At 67.6% G+C, this 17,754-nt stretch carries 12 protein-coding genes and 1 pseudogene; 6 read left to right on the top strand and 7 right to left on the bottom strand.

Features of this window, described 5'->3' with window-relative positions; all coding sequences use genetic code 11:
* Positions 1-82: 82 nt before the first annotated feature.
* Positions 83-1,936: an adenylyl-sulfate kinase gene (cysC, locus tag A5744_RS08980; RefSeq protein ID WP_076060218.1), complete on the bottom strand. Its 1,854-nt coding sequence runs from the start codon at positions 1,934-1,936 to the stop codon at positions 83-85.
* A pseudogene (cysD, locus tag A5744_RS08975) lies at positions 1,936-2,920 on the bottom strand (sulfate adenylyltransferase subunit CysD). The gene cysC and the pseudogene cysD overlap by 1 nt, the downstream one beginning before the upstream one ends.
* Before the next feature lie 113 nt (positions 2,921-3,033).
* On the opposite strand from cysD, the gene kasB reads away from it, so the two are divergent.
* Together kasB and A5744_RS08965 are read left to right on the top strand one after the other, a co-directional pair.
* Positions 3,034-4,290 carry a 3-oxoacyl-ACP synthase KasB gene (gene kasB, locus A5744_RS08970; RefSeq protein ID WP_076060645.1) on the top strand — a complete coding sequence of 419 codons (1,257 nt, stop codon included), beginning with the start codon at positions 3,034-3,036 and terminating at the stop codon, positions 4,288-4,290.
* 9 nt (positions 4,291-4,299) lie between these two features.
* Positions 4,300-4,713 (top strand): PaaI family thioesterase, encoded by a 414-nt coding sequence (locus A5744_RS08965; RefSeq protein ID WP_076060216.1) that lies wholly within the window; start codon positions 4,300-4,302, stop codon positions 4,711-4,713.
* 69 nt (positions 4,714-4,782) lie between these two features.
* Here the strand turns inward: A5744_RS08965 and A5744_RS08960 are convergent, their stop codons facing one another.
* Entirely contained in the window at positions 4,783-5,274 is a 492-nt protein-coding gene (locus A5744_RS08960) for a carbonic anhydrase (RefSeq protein ID WP_076060215.1), read from the bottom strand.
* Between the two features lie 136 nt (positions 5,275-5,410).
* Here A5744_RS08960 and A5744_RS08955 point away from each other — a divergent pair, with 136 nt between their 5' ends.
* The 4 genes from A5744_RS08955 to A5744_RS08940 are packed head-to-tail and all read left to right on the top strand — an operon-like array spanning position 5,411 to position 10,827.
* Positions 5,411-6,385, top strand: coding sequence for an ABC transporter permease (locus A5744_RS08955; RefSeq protein WP_076060213.1), 975 nt, complete (start codon positions 5,411-5,413; stop codon positions 6,383-6,385).
* 47 nt (positions 6,386-6,432) lie between these two features.
* Positions 6,433-7,308 (top strand): ABC transporter permease, encoded by an 876-nt coding sequence (locus A5744_RS08950; protein WP_139329701.1) that lies wholly within the window; start codon positions 6,433-6,435, stop codon positions 7,306-7,308.
* Positions 7,305-9,140 carry an ABC transporter ATP-binding protein gene (locus tag A5744_RS08945; RefSeq protein WP_076060210.1) on the top strand — a complete coding sequence of 612 codons (1,836 nt, stop codon included), beginning with the start codon at positions 7,305-7,307 and terminating at the stop codon, positions 9,138-9,140. Before A5744_RS08950 ends, A5744_RS08945 begins: the two co-directional genes overlap by 4 nt.
* Entirely contained in the window at positions 9,133-10,827 is a 1,695-nt protein-coding gene (locus A5744_RS08940) for an ABC transporter family substrate-binding protein (protein WP_083679246.1), read from the top strand. The genes A5744_RS08945 and A5744_RS08940 overlap by 8 nt, the downstream gene beginning before the upstream one ends.
* On the opposite strand, the gene A5744_RS08935 is transcribed toward A5744_RS08940, so the two are convergent.
* From A5744_RS08935 to A5744_RS08920, 4 genes are read right to left on the bottom strand one after another with little or no spacing between them, the layout of a single operon-like run.
* Positions 10,814-12,058: an alpha/beta fold hydrolase gene (locus A5744_RS08935; RefSeq protein ID WP_076060207.1), complete on the bottom strand. Its 1,245-nt coding sequence runs from the start codon at positions 12,056-12,058 to the stop codon at positions 10,814-10,816. The two genes, A5744_RS08940 and A5744_RS08935, sit on opposite strands and share 14 nt — an antisense overlap.
* 46 nt (positions 12,059-12,104) lie before the next feature.
* Positions 12,105-13,718 carry a GMC family oxidoreductase N-terminal domain-containing protein gene (locus A5744_RS08930; RefSeq protein WP_076060205.1) on the bottom strand — a complete coding sequence of 538 codons (1,614 nt, stop codon included), beginning with the start codon at positions 13,716-13,718 and terminating at the stop codon, positions 12,105-12,107.
* 52 nt (positions 13,719-13,770) lie between these two features.
* A complete protein-coding gene (locus tag A5744_RS08925) occupies positions 13,771-16,332 on the bottom strand; it encodes an ATP-binding protein (RefSeq protein WP_076060203.1) in 2,562 nt (853 codons plus the stop codon).
* Positions 16,329-17,471: an exonuclease SbcCD subunit D gene (locus tag A5744_RS08920; RefSeq protein WP_076060201.1), complete on the bottom strand. Its 1,143-nt coding sequence runs from the start codon at positions 17,469-17,471 to the stop codon at positions 16,329-16,331. Before A5744_RS08920 ends, A5744_RS08925 begins: the two co-directional genes overlap by 4 nt.
* Between the last annotated feature and the right edge of the window lie 283 nt (positions 17,472-17,754).

Below are 17,754 nucleotides of genomic sequence, written 5' to 3'. Positions count from 1 at the left end.
CATAGCGACGATGCGGAACGCGGAGCGTTCCGAGGAGGAGCGGGGCAATTGAACCCCGCCGATAGCGACGACGCGGTCCGCGTTAGGGCCGGGACTCCAGCAGCTCGATGACGCTCTCCGCCAGCTCATCGAGCGGACGATCGGAGGTCAGCCGCAAGTCGGGATTCTTGGGCCGTTGATACGGGCTGTCGACGCCAGTGAAATGCGTGATCTCGCCCGCGCGAGCTTTGGCGTACAGCCCCTTGGGATCACGCCGCTCGCACTCCGAGAGCGGAGTGTCACAGAAGACCTCGACGAAGTCGAAGCCGGCGTCGGCGTGCACTCGACGGGCCATCTCCCGGTGTTCGGCCAGCGGACTGATCGCGGGCACCAGCACGATTTGGCCGGAGTCGGCGAGCAGCGTCGCCACATGGGCCAGCCGCCGCAGGTTCTCCGCGCGGTCGGCCATGCTGAACCCGAGGTCGGCGTTCAGCCCATGACGTAGGTTGTCGCCGTCGAGAACGTATGCGGGAATTCCCTTTTCGATCAGCTTCCGCTCGACGAGCATGGCCACCGACGACTTCCCGGCGCCCGACAGGCCGGTCAGCCACACCGTCCTGCCCCGGACTGCCCGGTCCGCGGCGGTTACCAGCGACGCGTGCCGCACGGTGTTGGGGCTCGCGGACTGCGCCGACACATCGCGCAACACCATGCCCGCCGCCACCGTGCCGTTGGTGTCGGGGTCGATGAGGATGAACGACCCGGTGCTGGCGTTGCGCGTGTACTCGTCGAGCAGCAGCGGCACCCGGGTGCGCAGCGAGATGCGGCCAAGTTCGTTGAGCTTCAACGCCGTTGCGGACTTGTCGCGGTGCAAAGTGTTGACGTCGAGCCGGTACTCCAGCGCGGTGACCCGCGCCCGCGTGGTCCGGGTGGTGTGCTTGATGACGTATTCGCGGCCGGGCTCCAGCGCGGAACCGTCGGCCATCCAGCAGACGGTCGCATCGAATTCCTGCGCGACCCGCGGGTGGTTGTTGGTGCGGGCGATCATGTCGCCGCGGGATATGTCGATGTCGTCCGCGAGGCTCACCGAGACGGCCATCGGCGGAAACGCTTCTGCCACAGGGCCGGTCGGCCCATCGATCGAGGTGATGCGGGTGCTCTTGCCGGTCGGCAGCACCACCACCTCGTCACCGGGGCGCATGACCCCGCTGGCCACCGTTCCCGCATAGCTGCGGTGGTCTTGATGCTCGTGGGTCTGTGGCCGAATCACGTATTGCACCGGGAAGCGCACGTCGACCAGGTTGCGGTCACCGGCGATGTAGACCTCTTCGAGGTGCGACAGCAGCGCGGGTCCCTCGTACCAGGGCGTCCGGTCCGACTTGGTCACCACGTTGTCGCCGTGCAGCGCGGAGATCGGTATGGTCGCCACGTCCTGCACATCCAGGCGTGCGGCAAAGGCGTGGAACTCGTCGCGGATCGCCTCGAATTTCTCTCTGTCCCAGTCGATCAGGTCCATCTTGTTGACCGCCAGCACGATGTGCTGGATGCCCAACAGCGAGGCCAGGAAGGCGTGCCGGCGCGATTGTTCGAGCAGGCCCTGCCGCGCATCGACGAGCACGATGACCAGTTGGGCGGTCGACGCCCCGGTCACCATGTTGCGGGTGTACTGGATGTGCCCCGGGGTGTCGGCGATGATGAATTTCCGCTTGGGAGTGGCGAAGTAGCGGTACGCGACGTCGATCGTGATGCCCTGCTCGCGTTCGGCCCGCAGGCCGTCGGTGACCAGCGCCAGGTCGGTGTATTCGTGGCCGCGCTCCTTGGACGTCCGCTCCACCGACGCCCACTGGTCTTCCATTACGGCCTTGGAGTCGTAGAGCAGGCGTCCGATCAGCGTGGACTTGCCGTCGTCGACGGAGCCGGCGGTTGCGATGCGAAGTAGCGTGGCGGGTGCGGCCATCAGAAGTAACCCTGTCGCTTACGGTCTTCCATTCCGGCTTCCGAGATCCGATCGTCGGCGCGGGTCGCGCCCCGCTCGGTCAAGCGGGACACCGCGGTTTCGGCGATCACCTCCGACACGGTCGCGGCCGCCGATTCCACACATCCGGTACAGGTGACATCCCCGACCGTGCGGAACCGCACCATGGCCTCGAACACCGGTTCGTCGGCGCGCGGCTGCATGTGCCGGTGTACCGCCAGCAGCATTCCGTCGCGGCTGAACACCTTGCGCCGGTGCGCGAAATAGATCGACGGCAACTTGATCTTTTCGGCGCCGATGTAGGACCAGATGTCGAACTCGGTCCAGTTGGACAGCGGGAAGACGCGAATGTGCTCGCCCTTGTGGTGGCGTCCGTTGTAAAGGTTCCACAGCTCGGGCCGCTGGGCCTTCGGGTCCCACTGGCCGAACTCGTCGCGGAAGCTGAACACTCGCTCCTTGGCCCGCGCCTTCTCCTCGTCGCGCCGCGCTCCCCCGAACGCCGCGTCGAACTTGTTCTCCCGGATGGCGCGCAGCAGCGTCACGGTCTGGATCGGGTTTCGCGAGGGGATGGTTTCGACGACCCGGCCGGCATCGATGTCTTCCTGCACCGACGCGACCACCAGGCGCACCCCGGCCTCGGCGACCAGTTCGTCGCGGGTCGCGATCACCTCGTCGAAATTGTGGCCGGTGTCGACATGCATCACCGGGAACGGCAACCGCCCCGGACGGAATGCCTTGAGCGCCAGGTGCAGCATGACGATGGAGTCCTTGCCGCCCGAGAACAGCAGCACCGGCCGCTCGAACTCGGCGGCCACCTCCCGAATGATGTGGATCGCCTCGGCTTCCAGCGAGCGCAGATGGCTCAGCTCGTACTGCCCGGCCGCCGGGGCGGCCTTCACATCGCTGGTCATGGGCCCCTCAAATAATCCCAATAAACTTGGTAGAACTGACCATGTTTACGGTCATTGCCGTATATAAAACCAGCCTCCCCCGTCGATGTCAATGACCTCCCACGTGGCGTACCTTGGGGCACGTCTCCGCTCGTCTGGAGCATGGAGGGGAAGGGTTTAGCGGACCTGATGGCACCGTTGGCTACGGGGAACGGTTTGCCAAACGTCGTCGTCACCGGCATGGCCATGACGACGGCGCTGGCGACCGACACCGAAAAGACCTGGAAATTGTTGCTGGACGGGCAAAGCGGCATCCGAACCCTCGACGACTCGTTCATTGAGCACTACGACCTGCCGGTGCGCATCGGGGGGCACCTGCTGGAGGATTTCGACGACGGATTGACGCGCGCCGAGCGGCACCGGATGGGTTACCTGGCGCAGATGTCCACCGTTCTGGGCCGCCGGGCGTGGGAAAACGCCGGCTCGCCCGATGTCGACGGCAACCGGCTGATGGTATCCATCGGCACCGGCCTGGGCTCGGCCGAGCAGATCGTGTTCAGCTACGAAGACTTGCGCGCTCGTGGGAAGAACGCCGTCTCGCCGCTGGCGGTGCAGAAATACATGCCCAACTCCGCCGCGGCGGCGGTCGGCCTGGAACGGCACGCTAAGGCCGGCGTGATCGCCCCGGTTTCGGCGTGTGCATCCGGTTCGGAAGGCATCGCCCAGGCGTGGCGCAACATCGTGTTGGGTGAGGCGGACATCGCCATCTGCGGCGGCGTCGAGGTGAGGATCGAGGCGGTCGCGATCGCCGCGTTCGCTCAGATGCGCATCGTGATGTCCACGAAAAACGACGACCCGGCGGGCGCCTGTCGCCCGTTCGACAAGGACCGCACCGGGTTCGTCTTCGGCGAAGCCGGCGCCCTGATGGTGATCGAGACCGAGGAGCACGCCAAGGCGCGTGGTGCCCCGATCGTGGCCCGCATCATGGGTGCCAGCATCACCTCCGACGGCTTCCACATGGTGGCGCCGGACCCCAACGGCGTGCGCGCCGGGCACGCGATGACCCGGGCGATCGAGCTCGCCGGCATCACCCCGCACGAGATCGACCACGTCAACGCCCACGCCACCGGCACCTCGGTCGGCGACGTCGCCGAGGGCAAGGCCATCAACAACGCGCTGGGCAGTAACAAGGCCGCGGTCTACGCACCCAAAGCGGCGTTGGGCCACTCGGTCGGGGCGGTGGGCGCTGTGGAGTCGATCCTGACCGTGCTGGCGCTGCGCGACCAGGTCATTCCGCCGACCCTGAACCTGGTCAACCTGGACCCCGAGATCGACCTGGACGTGGTGGCCGGCAAGCCGAGGCCCGGCAATTATCGGTATGCCATCAACAACTCGTTCGGATTCGGCGGGCACAACGTCGCCATAGCCTTCGGCCGGTACCCCTAGCCTGGACGGATGACCAACCCCTCGGGTCGCGATGTCATCGCGCAGTTTCTGCCGCAATCGCCGTTCGTCGCCAAACTGGGAATCGTCGCCGACCACCTCAGCGATGACGAAGTGCGGCTGCGGCTGCCGTGGGATCCCTCCAATGTCACCCTCGGCGACATGGTCCACGGCGGCGCCATCGCCACCCTCGCCGATGTCACCGTCATGGCGGCGGCCTGGTGCGGCGCCGCGGCACCACCCGACCTGCGCGGCGTGACGGTGTCGATGACGCTGGACTTCATGGCGCCGGCCCGCGCCACCGACGTGATCGGCGTGGGCCGGGTGCTACGCCGGGGCCGCTCGCTGACCAACTGCGAGGCCGAGATCCTCGACACGCACGGCACGCTGGTCGCCAAGGCCCTCGCGACCTACAAGGTGGGTTAGGTTTCCCGGCGAGCAGACGCAGAATCGCACTCGGTCGAGGCTTTTGATGCGATTCTGCGTCTGCTCGCGCTATAGGGTGACTTCGTCGAGCTTGCCGGTGGCGACGTCGAAGACGAACCCGCGCAACGAGACGTGCTTGGTCACGAACGGACTGTTTTCGATGCGGCGCATCGATTGCCGCACATCCTCGGCGGCATCCGGAAACGCCTCCGCGGCCCACGGCGGCTTGACCCCGGTCTCCTCCTGAATGGCGCGCTTGAAGTCGTCGTCGGTGAACGTGAGCATCCCGCAGTCGGTGTGGTGAATCAGGATGATCTCCCGCGTGCCCAGCAATCGCTGGCTGATTGCCAGCGAGCGGATCGCGTCGTCGGTGGCGACGCCGCCGGCGTTGCGGATCACGTGGGCCTCCCCTTCGCCCAGACCCAGGATGCGGTAGACGTCGAGCCGGGCATCCATGCATGCGAGGACCGCGACGTGTTTGCTCGGCGGCATGGGTAGCGGTCCCTTGAAACCGCTCGCGTACTGGGCGTTGTTGGCCAGGTAGTCATCGGTGACCGTCATAGCAGCCTCCTGCGGTATTGCGGCTTGAAATTAGCAACGGACCACCCGTAATTCACGCATGAAAATCAGGCGGATCACAAGGACGCCTCGAGACGCCTTAACCTGTCCCAATGCGGCACGGGCGGCTCGGTCGGGCATGATTCGCTTCCTGGCGCGCCGGTTGCTCAACTATGTCGTGCTGTTGGCGCTGGCATCGTTTCTGACCTACGGCCTGACGTCGCTGGCCTTCTCGCCGCTGGACAGCCTGCTCCAGCGCAATCCCCGCCCCCCGCAGGCCGTCATCGACGCCAAGGCCCACGCGCTTGGTCTGGACAAACCCATACCCCTGCGCTACGGGCACTGGGCCTCGCACGTCGTGCGCGGCGACTTCGGCACGACCATCACCGGCCAGCCGGTCGCCGCCACGCTGTGGCGCCGCGTCGGAGTCAGCCTGCGGTTGCTGGTGATCGGCTCGGTGGCGGGCACCTTGCTGGGCATCGCGGCGGGCGCGTGGGGCGCGATCCGCCAGTACCGACTCAGTGACCGTGTCGTCACCATGCTGGCGCTACTGGTGCTGAGCACACCGTCGTTCGTCATCGCCAGCCTCTTGATTCTCGGTGCCCTGCGGGTGAATTGGGCCGTCGGCGTCCAGCTCTTCGACTACACCGGGGAGACGTCGCCCGGGGTGACGGGTGCCGGGCACGAATTGCTCGACCGGCTGCGGCATTTGATCCTGCCCACGCTGACGCTGACTCTGATGGCCGCCGCGGGATACAGCCGATATCAGCGCAACGCCATGCTCGACGTCCTCGGCCAGGATTTCATTCGCACCGCCCGCGCCAAGGGCCTCACCCGCCGGCGCGCGCTGCTGAAGCACGGGCTGCGCACCGCGCTGATCCCGCTGGCGACGCTGTTCGCCTACGGGGTGGCCGGGCTGGTCGTCGGAGCCGTGTTCGTCGAGAAGATCTACGGATGGCACGGCATGGGCGAGTGGCTGGTACAGGGCATCTCGACCCAGGACACCAACATCATCGCCGCGATCACCCTGTTCTCCGGCACGGTGGTGCTGCTGGCCGGCCTGCTGTCCGACGTCATCTACGCGGCGCTTGATCCAAGGGTCCGGGTGTCATGACGTCTAGCTCGCAAACCGCTGCGGCCCAGGGGGTTTCGGTTCCGGAGGTGGCAGGTTTCGCCTCGCGGCGCACCCTGGTGCTGCGCCGGTTCGCCCGCAACCGGCTGGCGGTGGCGTCGCTGGTGCTGTTGGCGCTGCTGTTCGTCGGCTGCTACGCGCTGCCTTCGCTGCTGCCCTATTCCTACGACGACCTCGACTTCAACGCGCTGCTGCAGCCGCCGAGCACCCGTCACTGGCTGGGCACCAACGCGCTGGGCCAGGACTTGTTGGCGCAAATCCTGCGCGGAATGCAGAAGTCGATGCTGATCGGCGTCTGCGTGGCGTTCATCTCCACCGGCATCGCCGCCACCGTCGGGTCCATCGCCGGCTATTTCGGCGGGTGGCGGGACCGGGTGCTGATGTGGGTGGTCGACCTGCTGTTGGTGGTGCCCAGCTTCATACTCATCGCCATCCTCACGCCGCGGGTCAAGAAGTCGTCCAGCATCCTGTTGCTGGTGCTGCTGCTGGCCGGCTTCGGCTGGATGATCAGCTCGCGCATGGTCCGTGGCATGACCATGAGCCTGCGGGAACGCGAATTCATCCGCGCCGCGCGGTATATGGGAGTCTCCAGCCGCCGGATCATCGTCGGTCATGTGGTGCCCAACGTGGCGTCCATCCTAATAATCGATGCCGCGCTCAACGTCGCCTCGGCCATCCTCGCCGAAACCGGCTTGAGCTTCCTCGGTTTCGGCGTCCAACCGCCCGATGTGTCGCTGGGCACCCTGATCGCCAACGGCACGCAGTCCGCGACCACCTTCCCCTGGGTGTTCTTGTTTCCCGCCGGGGTCTTGGTGCTGATCCTGGTGTGCGCCAACATGACCGGCGACGGCCTGCGCGACGCGCTGGACCCCGGCAGCGGGATGCTGGGGGGCGGTACCCGATGAGCCTCTTGCAAGTGACGGACCTGGCCGTCAGCTTTCCGACCGACGGCCAACCGGTCGCCGCAGTGCGCGGCATCAGCTACCACATCGAGCCCGGCGAAGTGGTGGCGATGGTCGGCGAATCGGGATCGGGCAAGTCGGTGTCGGCGATGGCGGTGGTCGGGCTGCTGCCCGAGCATGCGCGGGTGCGCGGTTCGGTGCGGTTACACGACACCGAGCTGCTCGGGCTTGGCGACGAGGCGATGTCGCGCTTCCGCGGCAAGACGGTCGGCATGGTGTTCCAGGATCCGATGTCGGCGCTGACACCGGTCTACAGCGTCGGCGACCAGATCGCCGAGGCGATCGAAGTCCACCAGCCACGCGTGGGCCGCAGGGCCGCCCGCGGGCGCGCGGTCGAACTGCTCGAGCTGGTGGGGATTTCGCAGCCGGAGCGACGGGCCAGGGCGTTTCCGCACGAGCTGTCCGGCGGCGAGCGGCAACGGGTCGTCATCGCGATCGCGATCGCCAACGATCCCGACCTGTTGATCTGCGACGAGCCCACCACCGCGCTGGATGTCACCGTGCAGGCGCAGATCCTCGACGTGCTCAAGACCGCGCGCGACGTGACCGGCGCCGGTGTACTCATCATCACGCACGACCTCGGCGTTGTCGCGGAGTTCGCCGACCGGGCGCTGGTGATGTATGCGGGACGGATCGTCGAGTTCGCCAGCGTGGCCGATCTGTACCGCGGCCGCCAGATGCCCTACACCGTGGGACTGCTGGGATCGGTTCCCCGGTTGGACGCCGCGCAAGGTACCCGGCTGGTACCCATTCCCGGTGCGCCCCCGTCGCTGGCCGGGCTCGAGCCCGGCTGTCCGTTCGCGCCGCGCTGCCCGCTGGTCATCGACGAATGCCGTTCCGCAGAGCCGGAATTGGTCGAGGTCGGTATGGATCACCGGGCGGCCTGCATCCGCACCGATCAGGTCGGCGACCGTAGCGCCGCGGACATCTACGGGGTCAACACCTCCGCACCTGCCACGGCGGCCGGCGACTCACCCGTCGTCGTGCGGGTGCGCGATCTCGTCAAGACCTACCGGCTGACCAAAGGCGTGGTGTTGCGCCGCGCGGTCGGGGAGGTCCGCGCCGTCGACCGCATCAGCTTCGAGTTGCGGCAGGGGCGCACCCTGGGCATCGTCGGCGAGTCCGGCTCGGGCAAGTCGACGACGCTGCACGAGATCCTGGAACTCGTTGCGCCGCAATCGGGATCGATCGAGGTGCTGGGCGCGGATGTTGCCGTCATGAGCCCGACGAGTCGGCGGACGCTGCGACGCGACATCCAGGTCGTCTTCCAGGACCCGGTCGCCTCGCTGGACCCGCGATTGCCCGTCTTCGAGCTGCTCGCCGAACCGTTGCGGGCCAATGGTTTCGGCAAGAGCGACACCAACGCGCGGGTCGCCGAGCTGCTCGACATCGTGGGCTTGCGCCGCGCGGACGCGGCCCGCTACCCCGCCGAGTTCTCCGGCGGGCAGAAGCAGCGCATCGGCATCGCGCGGGCGCTGGCGTTGCAGCCGAAGATCCTGGCCCTCGACGAACCGGTGTCCGCCCTCGACGTCTCCATCCAGGCGGGGATCATCAACCTGCTGCTCGATCTGCAAGAGCGGTTCGGCCTGTCGTATCTCTTTGTTTCCCATGATCTTTCGGTGGTCAAACACCTCGCCCACGACGTGGCGGTGATGTATGCCGGCGCGATCGTGGAACAGGGCGACAGCGACGAGATTTTCAGCAATCCGCAACACGACTACACGCGGCGGCTCCTGGACGCGGTCCCGCAACCCGATCCGGGCCGTTATGTCTAGGCGGGGCGTGTCGAGGCGTGGCGTGTCTAGGCGTCTTCGGGCGCTTGTCCTCGTTGCGCTCGTGGTGTCCGGCTGCTCGCCGGCCATCAGCCTCCCGCCCCCGACGGGCGACGTCGCGTCGATCGGCACGACCAGCGACCTCAACCCGCGAGACCCGGCCACGCTGCAAGCCGGCGGGGATTTGCGGCTGCCGCTCAGCGATTTTCCGCCGAACTTCAACATCCTGAACATCGACGGCAACTCGGCCGAAGTCGCCGCGATGATGAAGGCCACCCTGCCGCGGGCGTTCATCATCGGGCCGGACGGCTCGACGACCGTCGACACCGACTACTTCACCAGCGTCGAGCTCACCGGGACCAACCCGCAGGTGGTCACCTACACCATCAATCCCAAGGCCGTGTGGTCGGACGGCACGCCGATCACGTGGCGCGACATCGCGAGCCAAATCCACGCCCTCAGCGGGGCGGACAAGAACTTCGCGATCGCCGCACCTGGCGGCGCCGACCGCGTCGCGTCGGTGACCCGCGGGGTCGACGACCGGCAGGCCGTCATGACCTTCGCCAAGCCCTACGCCGAGTGGCGGGGCATGTTCGCCGGCAACGGCATGCTGTTGCCGGAAAGCATGACCGCGACGGCCGAGGCGTTCAACAACGGGCAGCTCGGCGGTCCGGGTCCGTCCGCCGGTCCGTTCATCGTCTCGTCCCTTGACCGGACCACGCAGCGAATTGTGTTGACCCGCAACCCGAAATGGTGGGGACGGCCGCCGCGCCTGAACACCATCACCTTCCTGGTGCTCGACGACGCGGCCCGGCTGCCCGCGCTGCAGAACAACACGATCGACGCGACCGGTGTCGGCACACTGGACCAGCTGACCATCGCGCAGCGGACCAAAGGCATCTCCATCCGGCGCGCCCCCGCCCCGAGTTGGTCGCACTTCACGTTCAACGGCGCCCCTGGGGCCATCCTGGAAGACAAGGCTTTACGGGTCGCGGTGGCCAAGGGCATCGACCGCCAGACCATCGCCCGGGTCGTCCAATACGGCCTCACCGGTCACCCGGTGGCATTGGACAACCACATCTATGTCGCCGGCCAGGAGGGCTACCAGGACAACAGCGCCACCGTCCCTTACGACCCCGCCGCAGCGAGACGAGAGCTCGACGCGCTGGGCTGGAAGCAGCGCGGCCAGTTCCGCGAAAAGGACGGGCGCCAGCTGGTCATCCGCGACCTGTTCTACGACGCACAGGGCAGCAAGGTGTTTGCCCAGATCGCCCAGCACGACCTGGCCCAGATCGGGGTCAAACTCGAACTGGTCGCCCGGTCCGGCAGCGGGTTCTTCACCAACTACATCAACGTCGGGGCCTTCGACATGGCCCAGTTCGGCTGGCTCGGCGACGCGTTCCCGCTGTCCGCGCTGACCCAGATCTATCAGTCCGACGGGGCCAGCAACTTCGGCAAGATCGGCAGCCCGGAGATCGACGCCGCAATCGAGCGCACGCTCGAAGAGCTCGATCCCGGAAAGGCCCGGGCGCTGGCCAACGACCTCGACAAGCTCATCTGGGCCGAGGGCTTCAGCCTGCCGCTGACCCAGTCGCCCGGCGACGTCGCCGTGCGCAGCACGCTGGCCAACTTCGGCGCACCCGGACTGGCCGACCTGGACTACACCGCGATCGGATTCATGCGGACCTGAGCCGTCGTCGCATCGCCGGCACGGTGGGCACCGCGCTCTCGGCGATGGCGGCCGCCGCAATCGCCTTCCACAGCAAGCGGACTGCGGCGCGCGGGGGGATCTCGTCGAGAGCCGGGGCCTGGGCAACCAGCCCGTCGAGATCGCCGCGGAACACGGCGCCCGCGATGGCCAGGGCCGCGGGCTCACGAAAGTCCAGCGCGCTGTGGGCCATCGTGGGCAATTTCATCAGCACGGCGTTCGGCAGCACCGACGCCACCCGCTCGGCCACCGCGGGCGGAGTGATCAGGTCGCGGCCGCCGGAAACCACCACGGTGGGCCAACCGAAGTTCGGCATCTCGGCCGGCAGGTCGTACGGCTCGTCGTCGAAACTGACCTTTTGCGTCCGGATTTCGCGCTCGGCCACGGCCGGGTCGAGCGGCAGGCCGTCGGGCTCGGCGGCGTAGTCAAGCTCCCGGAACGCGATCCGGCTCACCAGGTCTTCCTCGTAACGGAACGGCAGGTTGGACAGGGTGGTGAATCGGGATATTGCCCACCACAACATCTTTCGTCCGTCGAGCAACAGATCCAGTTGACGATCCAGCAGGCCGGCGCCGCCGTGTCCGTAGATCGTCGCGATGATCTGCGTCGCCGATGCGGTCATCACGCCCGCGTCGACGAGCTTGCGGACCTTGGGTGCCAGGGGCGCGGTTTCGGGGCTGTCTCCCTTGAGCAATAGCCGGCGAATTGCGCGGCGCACGATCACGATGTCGTGCCGTGACAGCAGCGGGGAATCGAGGACCATCGCGCGCAACCGCGCCGGATGGCGAACTCCGACGCCGGCCGCGATGTAGGTGCCGTACGAGGTGCCATAGATGACGGCCGAATCCGCGCGGGCGTCGTCGAGCACCGCGGCCACGTCGTCGACGACCTGGTTCACGGTGAGCGCGCGGGGCGGCAGGTCGGCACCCGAGTCGTCATGGCGTGACATTCCCACCCCGCGGTGCTCGATCATGATCACGTCGAGACCGGCGGCGGCGGCGCGCCGTCGTAGTCCTTTGTACATCTGCACCGACGCGACACCCGGGCCGCCGGGGATGATCACCAACGGGTGGGTGGACCGGCGGCCGGTGCGTACGTAGAACAGGTCGAACTCGTCAGCGCTGGCCGGCGAGACGGGCCGGCGTACCCGGCGCACGCCCGGCAGCCTCGCCAGCTTTTCGTGCGCCCGGCGCCGCTTCGCGTCCATCGTCATCGGTGTCGGCCCGCCATCGTCCCATTCTGCCGACACTCCGCGCGCGTCAGCCTCGGATCAGGTCGGCCGCCTTCTCGCCGATCAGCACCGACGGTGCATGCGTGTGCCCGCGCACGGTGCTGGGCATCACCGACGCGTCGGCCACCCGAAGCCCGAAGACGCCCCGGACCCGCAACTGCGGATCCACCACGCTTGAATCGTCGCTGCCCATGCGGCAGGTACCGAGCGGGTGGTACAGGGTGTGGGAGTTCGCGGCGAGCGCGACCTCGAGGGTGGCCTCGTTCAGCTCGGTGCAACCGCGCGGCCGGGCGATTCGCCCGAGCAGGTCTTTCAAGGCGGGAGCCGCGGCAAGCCGGGCGCATATGCGCAGGCCTTCCATCATCGCGGCACGGTCGACGCCGCCGGGATCCGACAGATAGCGCGGTTCGATGACCGGCTTGTCCCGCGGGTCGGCCGAGCGCAGGGTGATCTGGCCGCGGCTTTCCGGGGCGACCAGGATGGGCCCGAACACCACTCCGTGCCCCGGTTGCTCGATCAGCAGGCCCTCGTCGTAGAAGGGCGCCGGAGCAAAGATCAGCTCGAGGTCAGGAAGGTCCAGCTCGGGGCGGCTGCGGACAAATCCGTAGGCCTCGCCGACATTGGAAGTGAGCATGCCGCGCCGCCGCAGCAGGTACTTGAGCAACTGTCCTGGCTTTTGCGCGTCGGCCAGGCTGTCGCCGGCGACCTCGAAGCCCAGGGGTGTGACCAGGTGGTCGAGTAGGTTCTGCCCCACCTCGGGCGAGTGGGCGACGGTGTCGATGCCGAGATCGGCGAGGTGATCACGATCGCCGATGCCGGAAAGCATCAGCAGCTGGGGGCTGTTGATGGCACCGCCGCAGAGCACCACCTCGCGGCGGGCGTGAGCGACGCATAGTTCATCGTGTTGCCGGCGGTGTTGGTGGCCGTGCCGTCGGAATTCGACGCCGACCGCGCGGGGTCCTTCGAACAGCACTCGGGTAGCGGTGGCACCGGTGAGCACGGTGAGGTTCTTGCGGCGCATGGCCGGCTTCAGGTAGGCGTCGGCGATGCTGAACCGGGCACCACGGCGCTGAGTGACAACTGTTTCGCAAAAGCCTTCCGGCCGAGGCGAATTCGGTTGAGCCGGGGGAAATCCGCACTCGCGGGTGGCGGCCAGCCAGGCGGCGGTTGAGGGCCGCGGGCTACGTTGGCGCGAAATCTGCAGTGGCCCGGTGACCCCGCTGTCGTCGCCGCTCACGAAGTGCCACGCGGCGGTGACGTCCTCAATGCGACGGAAGTATCCGAGCACGTCGGCGAAGGACCACTGCGGCCCGGCTCGCACCGCCCATTCGTCGTAGTCGGCGGCGAATCCGCGCACCCACATCATGGCGTTCATCGCCGACGACCCGCCGAGAACTTTGCCTCGGGGCCAATAGATCTCGCGGCCGTCGAGCTCCGGCTGCGGTTCGGTCAGGTAATCCCAGTCGATTTCGCTGCGGAACAGCTTGGAAAAGGCGGCCGGGATCGGAATGAATCGGTTCTTGTCCGGCGGCCCCGCCTCGAGCGCAACCACCACGGTGGACGGATCGCTGCTGAGCCGATTCGCGACGACCGCGCCAGCAGATCCGGTACCGACCACAAGGTAGTCGCACTGAATGTCCATGGTGCACTCCCGTTTCGGGGTGAGTGTAAGACGCTCCCGACCGCCGACGGTGCTAAACGTTCAGATCGATGCGCTGCGCGCCCGTGACGCCGTCGTAGCGGTCGGGACTGCACGTCAGGACGATCACCTGACCGTGGACGCCCACGGTGTCGAAGACCTGACCCATCTTGGCCAGCCGATTCGGGTCGGTGAACCCGAGCGCGTCGTCGACGACTACCGGGACGGAGTCCTCCTTGGCGACCAGTGCCGCGCCGGCCAGCCGCGCCAGAATGCCGAGTTGCTCCTTGGCCCCGCCGGACAGGGATTCGTAGGGCACCGTGACGCCGTCCAGCGTTCGGCTGCGGATGCATAGGTCGCTGTCGATGTCGACCTCGAACGTCGGCCCGAACACGGGACGGCCGAGCCGCTGCAGTTCCGTGCGGTAGGGCTCGACATAGCGCAGCCGGGTGGTGTCGCGGTGGCGTGCCATTACCGACCGCAATAGCTCCGCGGCGCGGGCCCGCTGGCCGACCCGGGTGTGTTCGCTGGTGGCGTGTTCGAGTTCGGTTTCCGCCGCGTCGAGCTTGCCGTGGCGACCCTCGCTGCCGATGACGGACAGTTCAATGCTGATCTCGCGCAGCGCGCGGGCGGCGTCTTCGTAGCGATCGTCCAGAGACTCCGCCGCCCGCTTGGCTTCGGCCAATTCCGCGGCGACCGCGTCGGGTGCCGCGGCGGCCAGTTCCTCGGCCAGCTCCGCGGCGCGTTGCTGCGCGGTGGTGGCGGCCCGCTGGCTCGACTCCGCCGATGCCGACAGAACCTCATCGCTCACCGACGCACGCTCGAGGGCAAGTTGGTTGGTTGCCCTTTCGAGCTCGGCGCGTTGTGTTGCCGCCTTGTCGATCAAAACCGTTGCGCGGGTGGATGTCTCGGTCAGGCGCGACGCGGCCGCCACCGCCGCGTCGCGAAGCGCCTGCCATTCGGCCTGCGCGGTCGCCCTCGCGTCCTCTGCCGCGCCGGCGGTGGTATCCGTGGGTTCCGGCGGCTGCTTAGCATGCAACTGCGCCAGGCGCGCGCGCAGCTGGTCTACGTCTTCATCTCCGCACAGGCCGGACAGCGTCGCGTTCAGCTGGTCGCGGCTAATCTGCAATTCGCGACGCCGTTGGTCGGCGCTGCGCGCGGCCGTGAGGTCGGCGACGCCTGCGGCGGCGAGCGCGGCGACCAGCTCCTGTTGTGCCGCAGCATGTTTCGCCTGAACATCGAGCGCGGTCGCGCCGGGCGTGATCCGCGCGTTCAGGACCCCGGGAATATCGACTTCGGTTGGGCCGGTGGCCGTGGTGGACCAGGTTTGACCGGCCGGCAACGTGATCCGTTGGTCGCCGAGGGTGAGCTCGAGGTCGGCCGCGGCGGTGAATTCAACCGCCGCCGAGATCGCCGCCAGCTGGTCGGCGGTGCGATCGACCGCGGCCACCGCGTTTTCGATTCGTCGCAGCGTCTCATCGCTGAGGACGATTGCGGAGAGCTCCTGACTGAGCCCGTCGCGGTCACGCTGGATGGTCTCGATTTTCGCCAGCCGGGCGCTCAGCCGGGCGGATTCGATGCGGCGTTGCAGCTCCTCCAGGGCCTGGTCGGCCTTCTCGGCCGCCGCGACGGAGGCCTCGGCATCGGCGCGCGCCGTCGACTCGGCGTCGGCGGCTTCCTTCGCCTCGGCCTCGGCGGCGGCGACAGCTGCGGTGCGGGTTTGGATTTCGGTGAGCAGCCGCGACCGTCCGCTGTGCGCGACGGACGCCGCGTCGCTGGTCGCGGTCGCGGCCTCGGCGACGAGCTTGGCTTCACGCGCTTGGCGGGTGAGTTCGGCGATCTTGTTGGCGGCGGCCTGCGCGGCGGCCAACCGCGGGCCGGCGGCCAGGCGCAGCTGCGAAAGCTCGGCGACTTCCTCGGTCAAATCGGCGTGGCGCCGCACCCGGTCGTCGACCTCGGCAACCGCCGCAGCGCATTCGGCGACCGCGGCCTCGGCGTCGGCCAGCCGGGAGATCGCGGCGGCCCATTCCCCGGTGGGCCGGCCGGTGGGGGTGAAGTAGCGCGCGTACTCGGTGTCGATCCGCTCGATGAGCAACGGCTCGGTACCGGACAGCGCCGCGTCGGTGTCGGATTGCGCGGCCGCCACGTCGAGCGCACGCGACAGCGCGTCGCAACCGGACAGGTCCACCGCGGCGGTCGACGCGGCCTGCAGCACCCGCTGGGCGTGCCACAGGTCGCTGTCCACCGTTTCGGCGAGCATCGCCCGGACGCGTTCGTGCGCCTCGTCGCCCGTCAGCTGTTCGCGACGGGGCGCCAGCACCGTCAATTCCGTTTCGCACTTCTTGTGGAACCGTTTGCGGTAGATGAAACGATAAGCGCCGCAGCTGATTTCGGCAGTCACCTCGGAGCCGACGTCACTGTTGGTCGGCTTGACCTGCTTGACTTCCTTCTTCGTCGAGCGATCCCTGGATTCCAGCAGTAGGTCCAACGCTTCGATCATCGACGACTTGCCGATCTCGTTGGCGCCGCTGACCACGACCACGCCGTGGTCGGGAAACTCGATCTCGCGGTGTGCGATGCCGCGGTAATTCGTCAGGACCAACCGATGCAGCTTCATGCGGCGCCCCGGTCGGTGAGCCGCAGCAAGAGTGCCAGCGCCGCCTGCGCGTCGACCGCCGATTCGGTGTCGCCTTCGCGCGCCGTGGCCACCAGCTCCTCGACGGCCGCGGCGGCGAACCCCCCGATGCCGAGGTCGGTGAATTCGCCGTCGGCGGGTATCACGGCCAGATCCGTGTGGCTGTCCCAGGTGCGTAGGTGGGCGAACAGCCGGGCGTATCGGTCCAGGCAGGCATCCAACGCGGCACGGTCGGTGACGGTCAGCGAACCCGTCAGCGCCAGCCGCACCACAGTTCGGTCCTTCTTTGTCAATTGGTCGAGGTTCATGTCGAGGTCGGCGATGTCGCGACTGCTGTCGACCTGGCGCTGCAACGTGACGAACCGCCAGCGGCCGATGTGCCGGGGCGTTACGGACACTTTGTGGTTTTCATCGATGTCGACGACAAGGACGTGGCCGGGGTCGGATTCGACGTCGTCGAAATTGGTGACTTCCGGCGATCCGGAATACCAGACTCGGCCGGTGTCGCCGACCCGGGTGAGCGAATGCTTGTCCCCCAGCGCCACATAGTGCAACGCGCCGCGGGCCAGCGCGTCGTCGAGCTTGGCCAGCCGGATCAGCGAGGGTTTGTCGCGGTCGGGGTCCAGCACGTCGACGCCGCCGTGGGCGACGAGGATGCGGGTCGTCGGGCTGGAGGTGAGGCCGTCGAGGACTTCGGCGACCAGGTCGGTGGTCGGGGCCTTGGACCGCCACGGCGCGGCCACGATCTCCACGCCCGGCCGCACCTGATGGATGCCGGCGTCCTGGAGCACCACGACGTTGTCGGGGCGTTCGGCGGTGAACAATGCGCTGGTGTAGACGGATGACGCGTCCAGCGGATCGTGGTTGCCCGGCAGGAGGTAGACCGGAATGCCTATGGCGCGCATGGCTTCCAGGGACTGGCCGATCACCTGCGGGGCGAGCTGATTGTGCTCGAAGACGTCGCCGGCCACCACGACAAATTCGGCGCCCACCTCGGCCGCCAGCGCCCCCAGGCCGGCCACCGCGTCGCGGCGGGCGGCCGAATACCGCGGTTGGGCGTCGCCGGCGAGGAAGTGCCTGGTCATGCCCAGCTGCCAATCGGCGGTGTGCAGGAATCGCATCCCGGCGAACCCCCTTCCGAACTGCGTGGCTATCGAGGCACCGCGAGTCTAGGTCCGGACACCGACAAGTCGGGGGACGCTCACCGGCATGCCTCCAGGTGTGTTGTTCGTCCGTCGGGCCGAGGGTCGTTTTGCCCGCCTCCGAGCGACAATTCAGCTGGCTGAAATTTCTTGTGTCACTTTGGTTTCAGTGGTCACTCGTCAGTGATTTCTGTCGGTGGGTGGTCCTAGTTTGGCGGTATGAGTTCGGGCGGGGTTGTCGATCGTGAGGCGCTGGCGGCGG

The sequence above is a fragment of the Mycobacterium sp. IS-1264 genome, assembly GCF_001954195.1.
In the GTDB taxonomy this organism is placed as follows: domain Bacteria; phylum Actinomycetota; class Actinomycetes; order Mycobacteriales; family Mycobacteriaceae; genus Mycobacterium.
The sequence above is the reverse complement of the archived record's forward strand: the minus strand, read 5'-3'. Positions and strand labels throughout refer to the sequence as shown.